The sequence below is a fragment of the Burkholderia cenocepacia genome (genome assembly GCF_014211915.1).
GTDB lineage: Bacteria > Pseudomonadota > Gammaproteobacteria > Burkholderiales > Burkholderiaceae > Burkholderia > Burkholderia orbicola.
On sequence record NZ_CP060039.1, the window covers coordinates 2516847 to 2531251 of the forward strand.

Here is a 14405-nt window from a genome sequence, read left to right on the forward strand (position 1 = left end):
ACCGCCTCCCGGCGCTGGCACGCGCGACGCGTGCCGATCGATTTACAGCAGCGACTTGGCCTGCGTCAGCACCTTGTCGCAGATCTGCTTGGTCACCTGCTGCTTCAGGCCGCCGCCGCTCAGGTCGAGCTTGCTGCCGTTGCCGGCGTCGAGAATCCCGCTCGCGCCGCTCGTATAGCCGCTGTCGGACGACGCGGACGCGTTGCCGCCGAGCTTGCCGAGCAGCGCGTCCTTCACCGACGATGCGCTGCTGCCCGTCGCGCCGCCGAGATAATTGTTCTGGATGCAGAACTGCAGCAGCCCCGCGACGTTGCCGGTGCTGCCCGGCGTCAGCGACGCACCGCCACCGCCCGTCAGCGCGCCACCAAGGCCGCCGAGATTGCCGAGCACCCCGCCCGCGCTGCCGCCCGAATCGCCGCTACCGCCCACCTGTTTCAGGACGTCGCCCAGTTGCGCATGGGCGACCGAAAACGGCGCGAGCAATCCGATCAGCGCGCCGGCAACGGTCGCGCGGTAAAGACGTGCATTCATGTAAAGCCTCCCGGTTGTGACTGCGTGAATACCGCGAATCGCATTCAAGGATACGCAATCGACCCGGGCATGACAGCCTTCGAAGCCGCATGAAACGTCAGGCATCGTGATATATCGCGGCGATTTGACGATGCTTGACGGACGATTCCGCACGGCATCGCCGGCTCGGCAGGTGCGCAACCACCGTGCCGTGTCGCCAGCCCGCGCGAAGCGTCATAGAATCGTCGTCGCCGGCCGTTCGGCGGCTGCGGCTCGACATTCACCTCGAACACGAAGGACATTCGCGTGGCGCCTGCCCATCGATTTCTGCTGATCGCCGGCGCATCCACTGCGCTGATGGGCGGCGCCGCTGCTGCGGAGGCTGTCGAGGCTGCGCACGCCACCACGACGGCCGCGTCCTGTGCATCGCCTTCGTTCGATCGCTATCCGGCACCGGCCGCCGCCCGCACACCACGCAAACCGGCTGCCGCGCCGCGGCTCACCAGCAAGGAGGCGCGCCTGTACCGCACCGTCATTCGCGACGAATTCGCGCAACCGGCCAATTTTGCCGGTCACTATCGCGTCGCGATCTGGGGTTGCGGAACGGATTGCCGAAATTTCGCGATCGTCGACAAGAACACCGGCGCGACGTACACGATGAGCGGCGTGAAAGCCGTCTCGGGCGTGATGGGCAACGACGACGAGCGCGTCGACTTCCGCGCCGGCAGCAGGCTGCTGATCATCTCTGGCTGCTTCGACGACGATTGCGACGCCGGCAACGCGAAAGCGGCCCGGTTCTTCTACGAATGGACCGGGTCGCGGCTGCGTCCAGTCGGCCGGTGTCCGCTGGCCATCGAGCCGGTTCAATAAGCGGCCCGGGCCAGCCATGACAACCATTTACCTCAGTTTCGACGACGGCCCCGGCCCCTCGACGCCTGCGCTGCTCGACGTGCTGCACGACGCATCCTGCACGGCGACCTTCTTCGTGCTCGGCAAGCATCTCGCGGGCGCGCTCGACGTCGCAACGAGAATCGCGCGCGACGGCCACCGGCTCGGCAACCATACGTATTCGCACGCGAAACCGGGCGCGCTCGCTGACGCCGCACTGATCGACGAGATCGACACGACCGACGCGCTGATTCGCGACGTCTACCGTCGCGCCGGCCTTGCCGCGCCGGACACGATCCCGCTGCGCCTTCCATACGGGTTGATGCCGCAGGACGATCGCGCAGCCGTGCTCGCGCGCGCACAACGCGAACACACGGGCTGGACCGCGATACTGGACGACTGGCAACGGCCGGCGCCGTCGCCGCACGCGCTGTTCGACGCGATGTGCGCGCATGTCGATGCCTGCGCGGCGCAGCATCGCGACGTGCTGTTCTGCCTGCACGACGGATCACGGCACGGCGACACGCGGCCCAACACGGTCGAAGCGGTGCGGCTGTTCCTGAACCGGCAGCGCGCTGCCGCCATGCCCCGTTAGCCCGCGGGCACCGCCCCGGCCAGCAACTGGCGCCAGCCGCCGAGGAATCCGATACCGGGCCCCGGCATCCATAGGCCCCGCTGCGCCGCCTCGAGATGGATCAGCGTCTGGTCCGCGCAGAACAACGTCATCAGCGCGTCGTGGTTGTCGCGCAGCCAATCCGGCGCCGCATCCGGCCGTGTCGCCGCATAGGTCTCCAGACCGGCCATCCATCGCCCGCGATCGAACACGAAGCCATCATCCCGGCCCGCATCGCGCGACAGCGCGAACGACGCAAAGGCCGCTTCGAGCCATTGCGCTCCCTGCCCCACATCGTCGAAATCCAGCACGCCGTTCACCGCGTTGCCGACATACAGCAGGTTGCCCGCGTGATAGTCGCCGTGCAGCCAATGCACCGGCCCCGTGAGCCACGCGGCTGCCGCGTCGAGATGTATGCCGATCCGTCGGATCACCGTGTCGTAGGCGTCGCGCAGATCGCCCAGCAGAGACGGCATCGCACGCGCCGCGACACGCGCATGACGGGCCGACAGCCACGCGAGCGGCGCTGCTTCGCTTGCCGGTATCGCGGCCAGCGCCGTATGCAGATGCGCGAGCGTGCGCATCGCATCGGTCGCTCCCGCGTGCGCGTCGTCCGGCAAGCCGGGACGGCCGTCGATATGCTCGAACAGATGCAGCCAGCGTCCGTCGGGCATCTGCACGCCGGTTTGCGCATCGACAGTCGGCCGCAACCGCGGTAGCGCGGGCAGCAGCCGCGATGTGCGCGCGTCGCCGAGACGGGCGAGGATCGACGCCTCGCGCTGCATTTGCCCGACCGGCTTGCCGGACCACGACACGCGCAGCACCGCGCGCCCCGCGTCGCACTCGACGAGATAGGTTTTGTTAGTATGGCCCGACACCAGCGCCTGCAGGCGCGCCGGCCCGACGTTCCAGTACCGGTGAAGCCACGGTTCCAGCGTTTTCACGTCACTCCTACTTGTTGCATCGACCATGTCAGAGCGTCCTTCGGCCCGCATGCGGGACATCAACATCGAATGGCTGACGCGCGCCGCCGAATTCGGCCACCTGTTCCAGACCTGCTGGCTCGGCGAGCGCTTCTTCCATCTGCCCGGCGACATGCTCGCGCTGCAGGAACTGATCTGGCGCGAGCGCCCCGACTGCATCGTCCAGACCGGCATCGCGGCGGGCGGCGGCGTGGTGTTCACCGCGTCGATGCTCGAACTGGCCGGCGCCCCGGGCCGCGTCGTCGCGATCGAACCGCGCCTGCGCGACGAGGTCCGCCAGCGCCTGCACGCGCACCGGCTCGCCCACCGCATGGTGCTGATCGAAGGCGAATCGTGCGCGGCCGACACGCTCGCGTCGGTGCGTGCACAGATCGACGACGGCGCGCGCGTGATGACGATCCTCGATCTCACGCATACGCACGCGCACGTGCTGCGCGAGCTCGAATGCTATGCGCCGCTCGTGACGCCCGGCAGCTACGCGATCGTGATGGACACCATCATGGAGTACCTGCCCGAGTCGATGTTCGACGGCAAGCCGTACGGCCGCGGCAACAATCCGGCCACGGCCGCCCGTGAATTTCTCGCCCGCGACGACCGCTTCGAAATCGACCACGACATCGAGGATCGCGTGCTCATGACGCTGTCGCCAGGCGGCTTCCTGAAGCGAGTGCCCTGATCAGGCGGGCGGCTTGCGCGGAGCCGTCGCACGCGGCATAGCTGTCGCGAATCCGCGCCGCCTGCTCGCGCAACGGTCCCGCGCGTAACAGGCGTTCGAGCGCATCCGTAATGTCCGTAACGCCGGCCCGCTGCAGATCGAGCACGCAGCCCGCGCCGGCCCGCTCGACGAAATGCGCCGAATGGAACTGGTCGTTGCAGAACGGCGACAGCAGCATCGGCACGCCGCACGCGAGCGACTCCATCACCGAATTCGCGCCGCCGTGGCTGACGAACGCGTGCGTGCGCCGCAACAGCGCCAGTTGCGGCGCGTAACGCACCGCGAGCACGCGCTCGTCGGCGGCCGGCAGCAGATCCGAATCGACCAGTTCGCCCACCGACAGCACCAGTTGCGCCGAGGTCGCGCGCGTCGCGTCGATCACCTTCGCGAACACCTCCGGGTGGTAGTAAAGCTGGCTGCCGAGCGACATGTAGACGAGCGGGCGATCCGCGTCGACGCGTTCCCACGGGAACGCCGTCTCGTCGCCGCGCGGGCCCGACGGCATCGCGGGGCCGACCAGTTCGACACCGAGCGGCGGCGCGCCCACCAGCGCGTCGGTCGTGAACGCGAGCGTCAGGTGCGGCGACAGCACGTCGCAACCGCGAAAGCGCGCGTCGAGACCGTAGCGCGCGAACAGCCGTGTGCGTTCCGGTTCGAGCCAGCGCACCGTGCGCAGCAGTTCCGAATCGAGATCGTCCGGCAGCACCGGATTCAGCGAATTGGACATCGAAACCCACGGCAGCCCTTCCAGCTCGGCCGCAATCGCCGCGGCATACAACAGCGGGTCGATCACGACCACGTCGGGCCGCCAGTCGCGCAGCACCGCGCGGATGCCGTCCACCTGCGCGGGGGCGAGGTCGATCAGCAACGTGCGGATCCAGTGCCGCAGCCAGTCGGCGTCGCGAATGTTCGCGGCGAAGCTCGCGCCGCGCGACAGGTCGTGGCGCTCGGGCGTCTCGCGCGGCCCGACGAACGCGAAGTCGCCGGCGCCGTCGAGCTGTTCGCTGATGTCGGCCGGCGCATAGAACGCGACGTCGCAGCCGGAGGCGCGCAGATGCTGGGCCGGGCCGATGCACGGATTGACGTGGCCCTTCTCGGGCACCACGCAGAACAGGATGCGTTTCATGAACGGCTCAGGTTGGGCGATGCGCGGCATCGGAATGAAGGCGATCGAGATGGTCGAGAAGCAGTGTCAGCGTCGTCCACAGCACGCGTTCGGTATCCGCCTGCAGCGTCGGCGCAGCAAGGCCGAGCGTGTCGGCCAGTGCATGCGTGCGGTCGCGATCGAGCAGCGTCGCGAGATCCATCGCCGGCGCGAGCCGGCCGCGCTTGGGGCCGTGCACGAGACGCTCCGGCAGGTTCAGGCACGCACCGAGCTCGCGCAGGCACTGCTTGTTCGGGTCAGGCGCGATGCTGGTCAGATGCGCGACGACGGCCGCATCCACGAACGGCGGATGCAACTCGACCGATGCCTCGTCGAACAACGCGTGGCACAGCGGCAGATAGTTGGCCGATACGTCGCGGCGCAATACCTGATCCGCGCCGTCGCCGGTAATCGCCACTTCGACACCGTCCGCCGCCATCGCCTCGGCCAGCAGCAGCTTCGCGACCGGATGCAGGTTGAACATCGGCTCCTCGACCGCGTGGGTCGTTCTCGGCAGCGCCGCGATGAAATCGGCCTCGTTCGCGCGCACGATCTTCACGTTCGCCTGCATCTGCGTGGCGAGTTCGAGCGCTGCGTCGAGTTCGCAGTAATCGGGCATGTCGGTCGCGAGGATGTAGGCCGTCACGTGCCGCAATGCGCCGAGCTCGCGCAACAACGCAAGCAGCAGCGCCGAATCGAGCCCGCCGCTCAGCGCCAGCGCCACGCGCTTGCCGCTGTCGAGCGCACGTTGCAGCGACGCGCGCAGCACTGTGTCGAGATCGGCATGCTGCGGCCGCTCGGGCGCCGGCTGCACCGTCAGCGCTTGCGGCGACCGGATCAGTGCATGACCGGGCGGCACCGCGAGTACGTCGCGCAACACGGTGCGGCCGACCAGACGCTCGCCGCTCAGGTAGCCCGCGATGGCGGCCGTGTCCGGCGCGCCGGCCGGTTGCCCCGACGCCCGCAATACCGCGCGGATACCGGACGCCGACATGCCGCTGCGCGGATGGTAGTGCAGACGATCGAAACCGAACGGGTCGCGCGTACCGACGATCATGGATAACGAGCCTTCAAGGTGTCCACTTCAATGCGTTTGAGGATGCGATGCGGCGCCACCGGCGCGCTGCCGCCCTGGCAATGCAGGCATGCTTCGAGCGGCGTCTCGCGTTGCAGATAGGCGAGCATCGCGTCGAGCATGCCCGCGTCGTCGCGCAGCGGCAGGCCGTCGGCCTGAAAATCCTTGTCGCCCTTGTACAGCGTATGGAAATGCGCGGGACGCGTGCACGTGTAGAACATGCCGTCGCGAATCATATGGCAGCGCTCGCGAATCCAGCAATCGTGATACAGGCGCTGGGCTTCGTCGCGGTCCGTGCCGGGCTGGGCGCGGTTCATCGTCGTGAACACGTCCTGTACCTTCCAGTTCAGACGCACGTCGAAGCGCGCCGCCTGGCGCTCGACATGCGCGACCAGTTCGGCGGAAAGCGCCGGCTTCGGATAGCGCGAGATCGTCAGCGCATCCACCGCTTGCCAGAACGCGTCGGGCATCTCGGCGAGTTTCAGGCCGTTCGTCGTGACCGAGATCACGGGGGCGATGCCGGTCGCGCGTACGCGCTCGATCATTTCAACGAGCGCCGGATGCAGCAACGGTTCGCCGCCGACCAGCTTGAACATGCGCGGGCGCAACACTTTCGCGGCCTTGCGCAGATCGGCTTCGATCGATTCGGGGCTCGCATGCCACTCGGGCAACAGCGGCGACAGCGAGCAGCATTCCGCGCATGTCAGGTTGCAGTGATCGACGATATGCGCTTCCAGCGAGCGCGTCTGGATGCGCCCGTCCTCGACGCGGTAATCGCGATCCAGCGGCGGCGGAAACACGTGCGGCCGCTCGCTGGGCTGCGGCGGATTCGTGATCTGGTTCGGATTCGCACTCACATCAGCTTCCTGTTTCCATGCAGCGGGAAAAGAAATCTATTAGACGGTCACGCGCGCTCACCATCGCGGACGCCATCGTCACCGCACCGTTCAGGTGCGATGCGAAGCGCGATGGATCGTCGAGCCAGCCCTGCACGATCCAGAGCTTGAGCGCGTGCTGCAAGCAGGCGGCATCGACCGCCCACGCGATGTACGCCGGATTCACGGGCCGCACCCGCTGGTACGCATGCACGAACGCTTGCGCGAGGTGCGGTGCTTCCAGCGGCAAATGATTCAGGCAGCGCACCAGCTCGTATTCGCGCGGCGCACCGATCGCCGCTTCCCAGTCGAGGATCAGCGGCGGCAGCGTACCCGTGAACAGATAGTTGAACTGGTTGTAGTCGTTGTGGATCGGGTGCTGCGGATCGTCGACCGGAAACGCATCGATGCTGCCCGGATAGTAGCGGTCGAGCATGCGCAGCGCGAGATCGACGTAGCGGCGCAGGTTCGAGGTACCGGTGACGTTCACACCCGCTCGATCGAGCACATCCAGCACGCTGCGACGTACTGCATCCGGGTCGATCGCGGTCAGCCGCGCGCGGATCGTATCGGACGACGGCAACTGCAGTTGTTCGAGGCTCAGGTGCAACGCGGCCAGACTCGCGCCGAGCGCATCCCATTCGGTTGGCGAGAACCTATCGTAGGTTTTGAATTGCCCGGCTTCCCAGCGCGTCAGCATCGCATGGGAATGTTGTCCCGACCACAGCGATTCGCCGGACCTCGTGCGCTTCAGCGTCTGCACATGGAAGCGAGTATCGCCGTGCGTTTCCAGATGCGCGAGGACGGCGGTTTCCTTGGCTGCGCGCGCATGGTGTTCGAGCGCATAGAGCTTGACTGCCACGCCTGCGCCGCCGTCGGTCGGCAGACGCCACACGCGTTCGCTAACCTGCATCGGTGGCCCGCTACGAGCAAGCCCGTAGGCATCGCGAATCTCGTCGAAAGTGACGGCGAGCGAATCCATTCAGATGTGCTCGGCCGGCCCGTGCCGATACGGATGACCGGTCAGGAACGTGTTGTGTCCGACGTAGCGCAGCTTGTACATCGCCGGCCGGAACAACACCGACGGATCGTTGTTCGCGATGCCGAGCAGCGGGTACAGGTCGCGTCGCACGAAGAACGCGTTGTTGCCCATGTCGTCGCAGCAAACGAGCTCATAGCCCTTCTGCCTGCCGAGATGCACGAGCGATTCGAGGCTCGCGCCGTAATAAGTCGAGCCGTCCCATTCGTGGTCCGGATTGAAGCACATGACCCAGCGCTCGGGCGGCGTGTAGTACGGGTTGTATTCGACTACGACGATGCGCGGCTGGAACGCTTGCAGGCCGCGCCACACCCAGTAATCGTTGCCATCGATGTCGATCGACAGCAGGTCGAAGTCGGTCGGTACGTTCGCGTCGGTGAGCAGTGGGTCGACCGTGTCGGGCTGGACGCGATCGTGGTGCAGGCGGACACGTTCCACGCCCGCGTAGTGCGCGGCGAGCTTGCCGAACCGGTATGCGCTGCCTTCCACCAGTACGCCGGCCCAATCCTGTTCGCGCAGCAGCCGTGCCGTATTGCTGTTGCGCAGGCCGTCGCTCGCGCCGATATCGACGCAGAAGCGGTTGGTCGGCGCGATCCGCTCCATCAGGCGCGACAGGATGCCCTCCTCGGTGCCCTGCGCGTACAGGCTGGGCGCAAGGCCGGACAGGTCGAGCGGGAGAGGATGATCCTGCATCGAAGGCGGCTCCGGGGCGAAATGGGGAATGATGGGCGGTGTTCGGTGGGTAATTTACCTGAAGTCGATTGAGCAGGGGAAACTGGGATGCATGGCGCGGGGGCTGCCGCGGCGGAAATGAAAAAAACCGCCACATTGCTGTCAACGGGAGTCTGTGACACTCGCGGTAATGCCTCATAACTTCTCGTCGAAGTCGAACATAGCCGTCCGTGCGCAGCTTGGACGATTCGATTCGCCAGCCCACTCACGAATCTGCTGTCGCGCACCATCGGTCCCTTATGTTGTCGCCACCAGCATCCGGAGCCCCATAAGCACTAATCGAATCGACAGGAAGGTGGGTGTAATATCAAAGTACTGCGCTGCGAGCCTGCTATGCGCAGAAAAACTATTATTTTCGATACTCTACAGGGGACCATCTTGAAAAAAATCATTTTCGTTGCACTTCTCGCAAGCGCAGGTGTAGCGCATGCCCATACCTCCAGCCACGGCTACCACTCTTCCAGTTCGAATCTCTATGGATCGTCTCCTGGAGAGCATTACGTCAACGGCTACACACGCTCAAACGGCACCTACGTCCAAGGCCACTACCAGACGAATCCGAACGATACAAAACTGGATAACTGGTCTACGCAAGGAAATCAAAATCCATATACCGGCCAGTGGGGGACGAAGCCCCCTTATTGACCACTTCCTACGAGGAGCTGCCACACGAGTGAGTATGAAGTCGTGACCTTCATATATACGGGGCATCTTGGCGGCTCTTTACGCCCCCATACTCGACAAGGCTTCCGAGTGCCATGGATATCTTTACTGGCGTTTTTATAGCGATTCTTGCTCCATTCCTACTGTTGTCATTTCTTTTTAGAAACAAGCCTGGGTCAACGTTCGGCCCCAAAGTCTGCTCCAGATGCAATATTGAACTACGGGGTTGGAACAGCTCAGGCCGAAAACAGGTTTGGTTTCGTACCGACGCTAACGGAAATCGCGCTTACCTCTGCGCCAAATGCAAGAACAAATGACGGGCACGATACGCCAACCATCCAAGGAAAAGGCCCACATCGGCAATCTGCCGATGTGGGCCTCTCGCGTTTTTAGTGGCCTTGCCTTATACGCGCCAGCTAGATTGCCCTAGAAGGCAATGGCGCCGTTGCCCCAATGGAATAAGCCGAGAGACACGAACAGTGGTCTTGGGACAAACAGGCGGTTTTTACTCCTGCCCCTGACTCGTCAGGAACTCCTCATAATTCCCGCCAAAGTCGAACAACGTCCCGTCCGTCTTCACTTCGATGATCCGGTTCGCCAGCCCGCTCACGAACTCGCGGTCGTGCGACACGAAAATCAGCGTGCCTTCGAACTGCTCGAGCGCGATCTGCAGCGACTCGATCGACTCCATGTCCATGTGGTTGGTCGGCTCGTCCATCAGCAGCACGTTGTGGCGGCCGAGCATCAGCTTGCCCCAGATCATGCGGCCCTTCTCGCCGCCCGACAGCACCTTCACCGATTTCTTGATGTCGTCCGACGAGAACAGCAGGCGGCCCAGCGTGCCGCGCACCATCGTTTCGTCGTCGCCGTCCTTGCGGTACTGGTCGATCCAGTCCATCAGCGTGATGTCGCTCGGGAATTCCTCGTACGTGTCCTGCGGCATGTAGCCGACGTTCGCGTTCTCCGACCACTTCACCGTGCCGTGATCGAGCGGCAGCGCGCCGAGCAGCGAGCGCAGCAGCGTCGTCTTGCCCGCGCCGTTCTCGCCGATGATCGCGATGCGCTCGCCCGGCTGAACCGACAGGTTGAAGTTCTGGAAGATCGTGCGCTCGTACTTCTTGGTGATCTCTTCGGCGACCACCGCGACGTTGTGCAGCTTCTTCTCGAACTCGAAGCGGATGAACGGGTTCTGGCGCGACGACGGCTTGAATTCCTCGATCTTGATCTTGTCGATCTGCTTCGCGCGGCTGGTGGCCTGACGCGCCTTCGACTTGTTCGCCGAGAAGCGGCGCACGAAGTCCTGCAGCTCGGCCACGCGCTCCTTCGCACGCGTATTCGCCGCGGCCTGGCGCTCGCGCGCCTGCGCCGACGCGAGCATGTAGTCGTCGTAGTTGCCCGGCCAGACCTTCAGCGTGCCGAAGTCCATGTCGGCCATGTGCGTGCACACCGAGTTCAGGAAGTGACGATCGTGCGAGATGATGATCATCGTCGAGTTGTACTCGTTGAGCGTCTGCTCGAGCCAACGGATCGAGTTGATGTCGAGGTTGTTGGTCGGTTCGTCGAGCAGCAGCACGTCCGGCTTCGAGAACAGCGCCTGCGCGAGCAGCACGCGCAGCTTCCAGCCCGGCGCGACGTCGGCCATCGTGCCGTTGTGGAACTTCTCCTCGATGCCGATGCCGAGCAGCAGCGCGCCCGCGCGCGCCTCGGCGTCGTAGCCGCCGTATTCGGCGAACTTGCCTTCGAGCTCGGCCGCGTGCATGTAGTCGTCGTCGGTGGCGTCCGGGTTCGCGTAGATCGCGTCACGCTCGGTCATCGCGGCCCACATCTCGGTGTGGCCCATCATCACGACGTCGAGCACGCGCACGTCTTCGTACGCGAACTGGTCCTGGCGCAGCTTGCCCAGGCGGACGTTCGGCTCCAGCGCGACGTTGCCGGCGCTCGGCTCGAGGTCGCCGCCGAGGATCTTCATGAAGGTCGACTTGCCACAGCCGTTCGCGCCGATCAGACCGTAGCGGTTGCCCTCGCCGAATTTGACCGAGATATTCTCGAACAAGGGCTTCGGCCCGAATTGCATCGTGATGTTGGCAGTAGAAAGCACGGCAGGTCCCGTAAGAGAGAAATCGACGGAAAACCGTGTATTTTAGCAGGTGTCGGAGAAACTGCCGACCGCACCGCCCCGGCGGCGTATTCCCGGCCCTCAGCCGCGGCGCCCGCCGGCCCGTCAACACGACGGCACGCGCCCCACCGCCGTCCTACCGGAATCCCGCATGCTCGCCAGCCAGCTTCGCGAACAACTCGTCGGCGCGTGGCGCCTCGTGTCCTACGAAATCCGCCCGCGCGACGGCGGAACCGTCACCTATCCGCTCGGCCGCGACGCGCGCGGCTGGATCCTCTACACGCCCGACGGCTACATGTCCGCGCAGTTGATGGCGGCCGGCCGCCCGCCGTACGCCGACGGCGACCTGCAGGGCGGCAGCGTCGAGGAGCGTGCGGCCGCGGCCCGCGGCTACATCGCGTATTCGGGCCCCTTCAACGTCGACGACGACGGCACGTTGACCCATGAAATGGACGTCAGCCTGTATCCGAACTGGATCGGCAACGTCCAGCAGCGTGTCGTCAGCCTGGACGGCGACCGGCTGCAGCTCGGCACCGCCGGACCGGTGCGGATCGCCGGCCGGGAGGTCGAACCGGTGATCGTCTGGGCGCGCGCTCGCCGCTGAGCGCCTCGGCGGCGCTGCACGGCCGGCGCTCAGCCGATCGCGGCAACGACGCCGAGCCGCCGCACCGCGGCGCAAGCCGTTCCGACGGCTGCGCGCATCACTTGCCGGCCTTCTTGGCCGCTTTCTGCGCCGCCTGCGCCTTCATCTGCCCGAACAGTTCCGAGCACGGCACGTCGCGGTTGTTGCTCGGCGCGATCAGCGGGATCAGCGCCGCGAACGGGTTGATCAGCCCGAGCCCGACCATCGCGCCGGCGCGCAGCGCGAGCGCGCCCGCATCGACGCCGACCTTCGGGTTCTTGAACGTGCCCTTCGCATACAACGGCGAGCGCAGCGAGAAGATCCGGAAGCCCTTCGTGTGCGGATGGATCTTCAGGTCGAGCGATTCGTCGCGCAGGTTGATCGGGCCGTCGACGTTGATGAGCGCATCGTCGGTATCGAGCGCGAAGACCTTCGGGTCGAGCATGCCGTCGGTCGCGACGAAATCGATCGCCGCGCAATTGATGTTGACGTCGCGGTTGCCGAACAGCTTCTCGTAGACGACGTTCGCGACGTTCAACCCCGCGGCCTCCATCAGCAGGCGGCTGATGCGGCCGTTGGTGATGAGCGCCTTCACTTCGCCGGTCGACGTCGCCGCGAGCGCGGCCGGAGAATTGCCCGTTGCCGACAGCGACGCGTCGCCGTTGATTTCGCCGAACGCCGTCTGCATCACCTTCTGCGTCGGGAACAGCTGCTTGAGCTTCAGATGCCGCGCGGCCAGCGTGAAACGGCCCTTGAGCGGCGTGCGGCTGCCGTCGAGATGCGCATTCGTCGCGAGCGTGCCGCCCGCGACGCCGAACTGCAGCGGCTCCAGCGTCAGCACGCCGTCCTGCATCAGAATGTGCGTGTACAGGTTCGTGATCGGCAGGTCCGCGCTCTTGATCAGCTTGCGGCCGGTGAACTTCACGTCCGCATCGATCGCGCTCCACCGTTCGGTGCGGAACGCCGCGACCGGCAGCACGCGGTCGGGCGGCTGGCGCGTCGTGTCGCCGCGCTTCTTCTTGCTCGCGGCCGAGTCGGCGCCGATCACCGGCGCGAGGTCGGAGAACTGCAGCAGGTTCGACACGAGTTCACCCGACAGCTTCGGCCGCGGCTCGCGCTGCGCCCAGGTGAGCGTGCCGCCGAGATCGCTACCGCCGACGCGACCGTTGAAGTTCTCGTAGCGGAAGGTGCTCGCGTTCGGCTTGAAGTTGCCGATCAGGCGCCCTTCGGTCGCGTAAGGCGGCGTATCGGGCAGCGTGATGCCGGTGAGCTGGTAAAGGTGCGACATCGACGTGCCCTGCAGCCACAGCCGCAGGTCGAGCGCCGCGAGATGCCTCGGATCGGTCAGCGTGCCGACGATCGCGAGCCGCGTATCGCCGGCCTTCACGTCGGCCTGCAGCGGGAACGGCTGCGACGTATCCTGGATCGCGAGCACGCCGCCGACCTTGCCGGTGCCGCTGATCGGCACGTTCTTGTAGCGGCCGTCGACCTTCAGCCCGAATGCATAGGTGGGGCCGGACGGCTTCGCGGGCGCCGCGGCCCCGCTCGCGCCGGACGCGGCAGCGGCCGCCGGCGCGGAAGGCGCGGACGAAGCGGATGCACCGGACGAACCTGAAGCAGCCGAAGCAACGCCGCTCGCAGCCGACGCACCCGAGGCCGCGGCCGCACTCGCCCCCGACGCGCCCGACGCCCCCGACGCGGCTTGCGCATCGGCCTTCGCGCCCAGTTGCGCGGCGCCATGCTTGCCGACGCGCTGCGCCGACGCCGCACGCGACGTCTGCTCCTGCTCCTTCAGCACGTCGCCGAGCGGGATCGGCTGCCCGAGCGTATCGATCGCGACGGCCAGGTCGGCCTTCGTGATCGCATCGCGATACGTGACGGTGCCCTTCGCGAAACCGAAGCTGTCGAGCCGCACCTTCCACCGCGAAGGCTGCGACGATCGCTTGAACTGGAAGGTCCACGTATTGCTGCCGTCCGCGCGCCGTTCGAGATCGACGGCAGGATTCACGACGTCGATCGACGGGATGACGATTTCATGCGCCAGCAGCGGCAGGAGCGCGAGATCGAAGTGCGCGGCATCGAGCGTGACGAACTTGGGCGCCTGCGCCCAGTCGGGATTGCCGATCTCGAGTTGCGTGGCAGAGAAGCTCGGCCAGGGCACCCATGCACGCCAGCCGGTCTCGCCATCGGGACGACGCCAGCCGACCCTGAGATCCCCGTTGATCGCGAACGGGCGGCCGAGCGCAGTACTCACCTGTTCGTTGACCCACGGTTTCGCGCGGTTCCAGTCGAACGTGAAGATAAAGATGCCGGCCGCCGCGATGAGCACCGCGACGATACCGACGATCCATGCAGCCGATTTGCCGATGGCTCGGGTTAGCGTCATGGCGGTTCCGTTGTTGTTCTGAAGCGTTGCCGCGCCATGCCGGG

The 14405-nt window shown here is 65.8% G+C and carries 14 protein-coding genes; 5 read left to right on the top strand and 9 right to left on the bottom strand.

Features of this window, described 5'->3' with window-relative positions:
* Nucleotides 1–42 precede the first annotated feature (42 nt).
* Nucleotides 43–531: a DUF2501 domain-containing protein gene (locus tag SY91_RS11965; RefSeq protein WP_034174111.1), complete on the bottom strand. Its 489-nt coding sequence runs from the start codon at nucleotides 529–531 to the stop codon at nucleotides 43–45.
* Between the two features lie 285 nt (nucleotides 532–816).
* Between SY91_RS11965 and SY91_RS11970 the strand changes: the two genes are divergently transcribed.
* Nucleotides 817–1380 (top strand): hypothetical protein, encoded by a 564-nt coding sequence (locus SY91_RS11970; protein ID WP_260632410.1) that lies wholly within the window; start codon nucleotides 817–819, stop codon nucleotides 1378–1380.
* A gap of 16 nt (nucleotides 1381–1396) precedes the next feature.
* Entirely contained in the window at nucleotides 1397–1993 is a 597-nt protein-coding gene (locus SY91_RS11975; protein WP_006475937.1) for a polysaccharide deacetylase family protein, read from the top strand.
* On the opposite strand, the gene SY91_RS11980 is transcribed toward SY91_RS11975, so the two are convergent.
* Nucleotides 1990–2955 carry a phosphotransferase gene (locus tag SY91_RS11980; protein ID WP_185920931.1) on the bottom strand — a complete coding sequence of 322 codons (966 nt, stop codon included), beginning with the start codon at nucleotides 2953–2955 and terminating at the stop codon, nucleotides 1990–1992. The two genes, SY91_RS11975 and SY91_RS11980, sit on opposite strands and share 4 nt — an antisense overlap.
* Nucleotides 2956–2980: 25 nt before the next feature.
* Here SY91_RS11980 and SY91_RS11985 point away from each other — a divergent pair, with 25 nt between their 5' ends.
* Nucleotides 2981–3670, top strand: coding sequence for a cephalosporin hydroxylase family protein (locus SY91_RS11985; protein ID WP_185920932.1), 690 nt, complete (start codon nucleotides 2981–2983; stop codon nucleotides 3668–3670).
* Here SY91_RS11985 and SY91_RS11990 read toward each other — a convergent pair.
* The 5 genes from SY91_RS11990 to SY91_RS12010 are packed head-to-tail and all read right to left on the bottom strand — an operon-like array spanning nucleotide 3627 to nucleotide 8535.
* A complete protein-coding gene (locus SY91_RS11990) occupies nucleotides 3627–4835 on the bottom strand; it encodes a glycosyltransferase (protein ID WP_124477829.1) in 1209 nt (402 codons plus the stop codon). The two genes, SY91_RS11985 and SY91_RS11990, sit on opposite strands and share 44 nt — an antisense overlap.
* A 7-nt stretch (nucleotides 4836–4842) precedes the next feature.
* Entirely contained in the window at nucleotides 4843–5910 is a 1068-nt protein-coding gene (locus SY91_RS11995) for an asparagine synthase-related protein (protein WP_034174109.1), read from the bottom strand.
* Nucleotides 5907–6785, bottom strand: coding sequence for a radical SAM protein (locus tag SY91_RS12000; protein WP_006475932.1), 879 nt, complete (start codon nucleotides 6783–6785; stop codon nucleotides 5907–5909). Before SY91_RS12000 ends, SY91_RS11995 begins: the two co-directional genes overlap by 4 nt.
* Nucleotide 6786: 1 nt before the next feature.
* Nucleotides 6787–7785, bottom strand: a complete 999-nt coding sequence (locus SY91_RS12005; RefSeq protein ID WP_185920933.1) for a phosphotransferase enzyme family protein — start codon at nucleotides 7783–7785, stop codon at nucleotides 6787–6789.
* Complete coding sequence (locus tag SY91_RS12010; protein ID WP_185920934.1) at nucleotides 7786–8535, bottom strand: FkbM family methyltransferase; 750 nt, start codon at nucleotides 8533–8535, stop codon at nucleotides 7786–7788.
* A 417-nt stretch (nucleotides 8536–8952) separates the two neighbouring features.
* Between SY91_RS12010 and SY91_RS12015 the strand changes: the two genes are divergently transcribed.
* A complete protein-coding gene (locus tag SY91_RS12015; protein ID WP_124622491.1) occupies nucleotides 8953–9219 on the top strand; it encodes a hypothetical protein in 267 nt (88 codons plus the stop codon).
* Between the two features lie 523 nt (nucleotides 9220–9742).
* Here SY91_RS12015 and SY91_RS12020 read toward each other — a convergent pair.
* Nucleotides 9743–11335, bottom strand: coding sequence for an ABC-F family ATPase (locus SY91_RS12020; RefSeq protein ID WP_185920935.1), 1593 nt, complete (start codon nucleotides 11333–11335; stop codon nucleotides 9743–9745).
* A gap of 169 nt (nucleotides 11336–11504) precedes the next feature.
* Here SY91_RS12020 and SY91_RS12025 point away from each other — a divergent pair, with 169 nt between their 5' ends.
* Nucleotides 11505–11957, top strand: a complete 453-nt coding sequence (locus tag SY91_RS12025; protein WP_006475929.1) for a lipocalin-like domain-containing protein — start codon at nucleotides 11505–11507, stop codon at nucleotides 11955–11957.
* Between the two features lie 97 nt (nucleotides 11958–12054).
* Here the strand turns inward: SY91_RS12025 and SY91_RS12030 are convergent, their stop codons facing one another.
* Nucleotides 12055–14361, bottom strand: a complete 2307-nt coding sequence (locus SY91_RS12030; protein WP_185920936.1) for an AsmA family protein — start codon at nucleotides 14359–14361, stop codon at nucleotides 12055–12057.
* Nucleotides 14362–14405: the final 44 nt, after the last annotated feature.

Coding starts and splice junctions, on each gene's coding strand:
- SY91_RS12010 (WP_185920934.1), bottom strand. CDS start 8,535: ATGCAGGATCATCCTCTCCCGCTCGACCTGTCCGGCCTTGCGCCCAGC.
- SY91_RS12005 (WP_185920933.1), bottom strand. CDS start 7,785: ATGGATTCGCTCGCCGTCACTTTCGACGAGATTCGCGATGCCTACGGG.
- SY91_RS11995 (WP_034174109.1), bottom strand. CDS start 5,910: ATGATCGTCGGTACGCGCGACCCGTTCGGTTTCGATCGTCTGCACTAC.
- SY91_RS11985 (WP_185920932.1), top strand. CDS start 2,981: ATGTCAGAGCGTCCTTCGGCCCGCATGCGGGACATCAACATCGAATGG.
- SY91_RS11965 (WP_034174111.1), bottom strand. CDS start 531: ATGAATGCACGTCTTTACCGCGCGACCGTTGCCGGCGCGCTGATCGGA.
- SY91_RS11990 (WP_124477829.1), bottom strand. CDS start 4,835: ATGAAACGCATCCTGTTCTGCGTGGTGCCCGAGAAGGGCCACGTCAAT.
- SY91_RS12025 (WP_006475929.1), top strand. CDS start 11,505: ATGCTCGCCAGCCAGCTTCGCGAACAACTCGTCGGCGCGTGGCGCCTC.
- SY91_RS11975 (WP_006475937.1), top strand. CDS start 1,397: ATGACAACCATTTACCTCAGTTTCGACGACGGCCCCGGCCCCTCGACG.
- SY91_RS12030 (WP_185920936.1), bottom strand. CDS start 14,361: ATGACGCTAACCCGAGCCATCGGCAAATCGGCTGCATGGATCGTCGGT.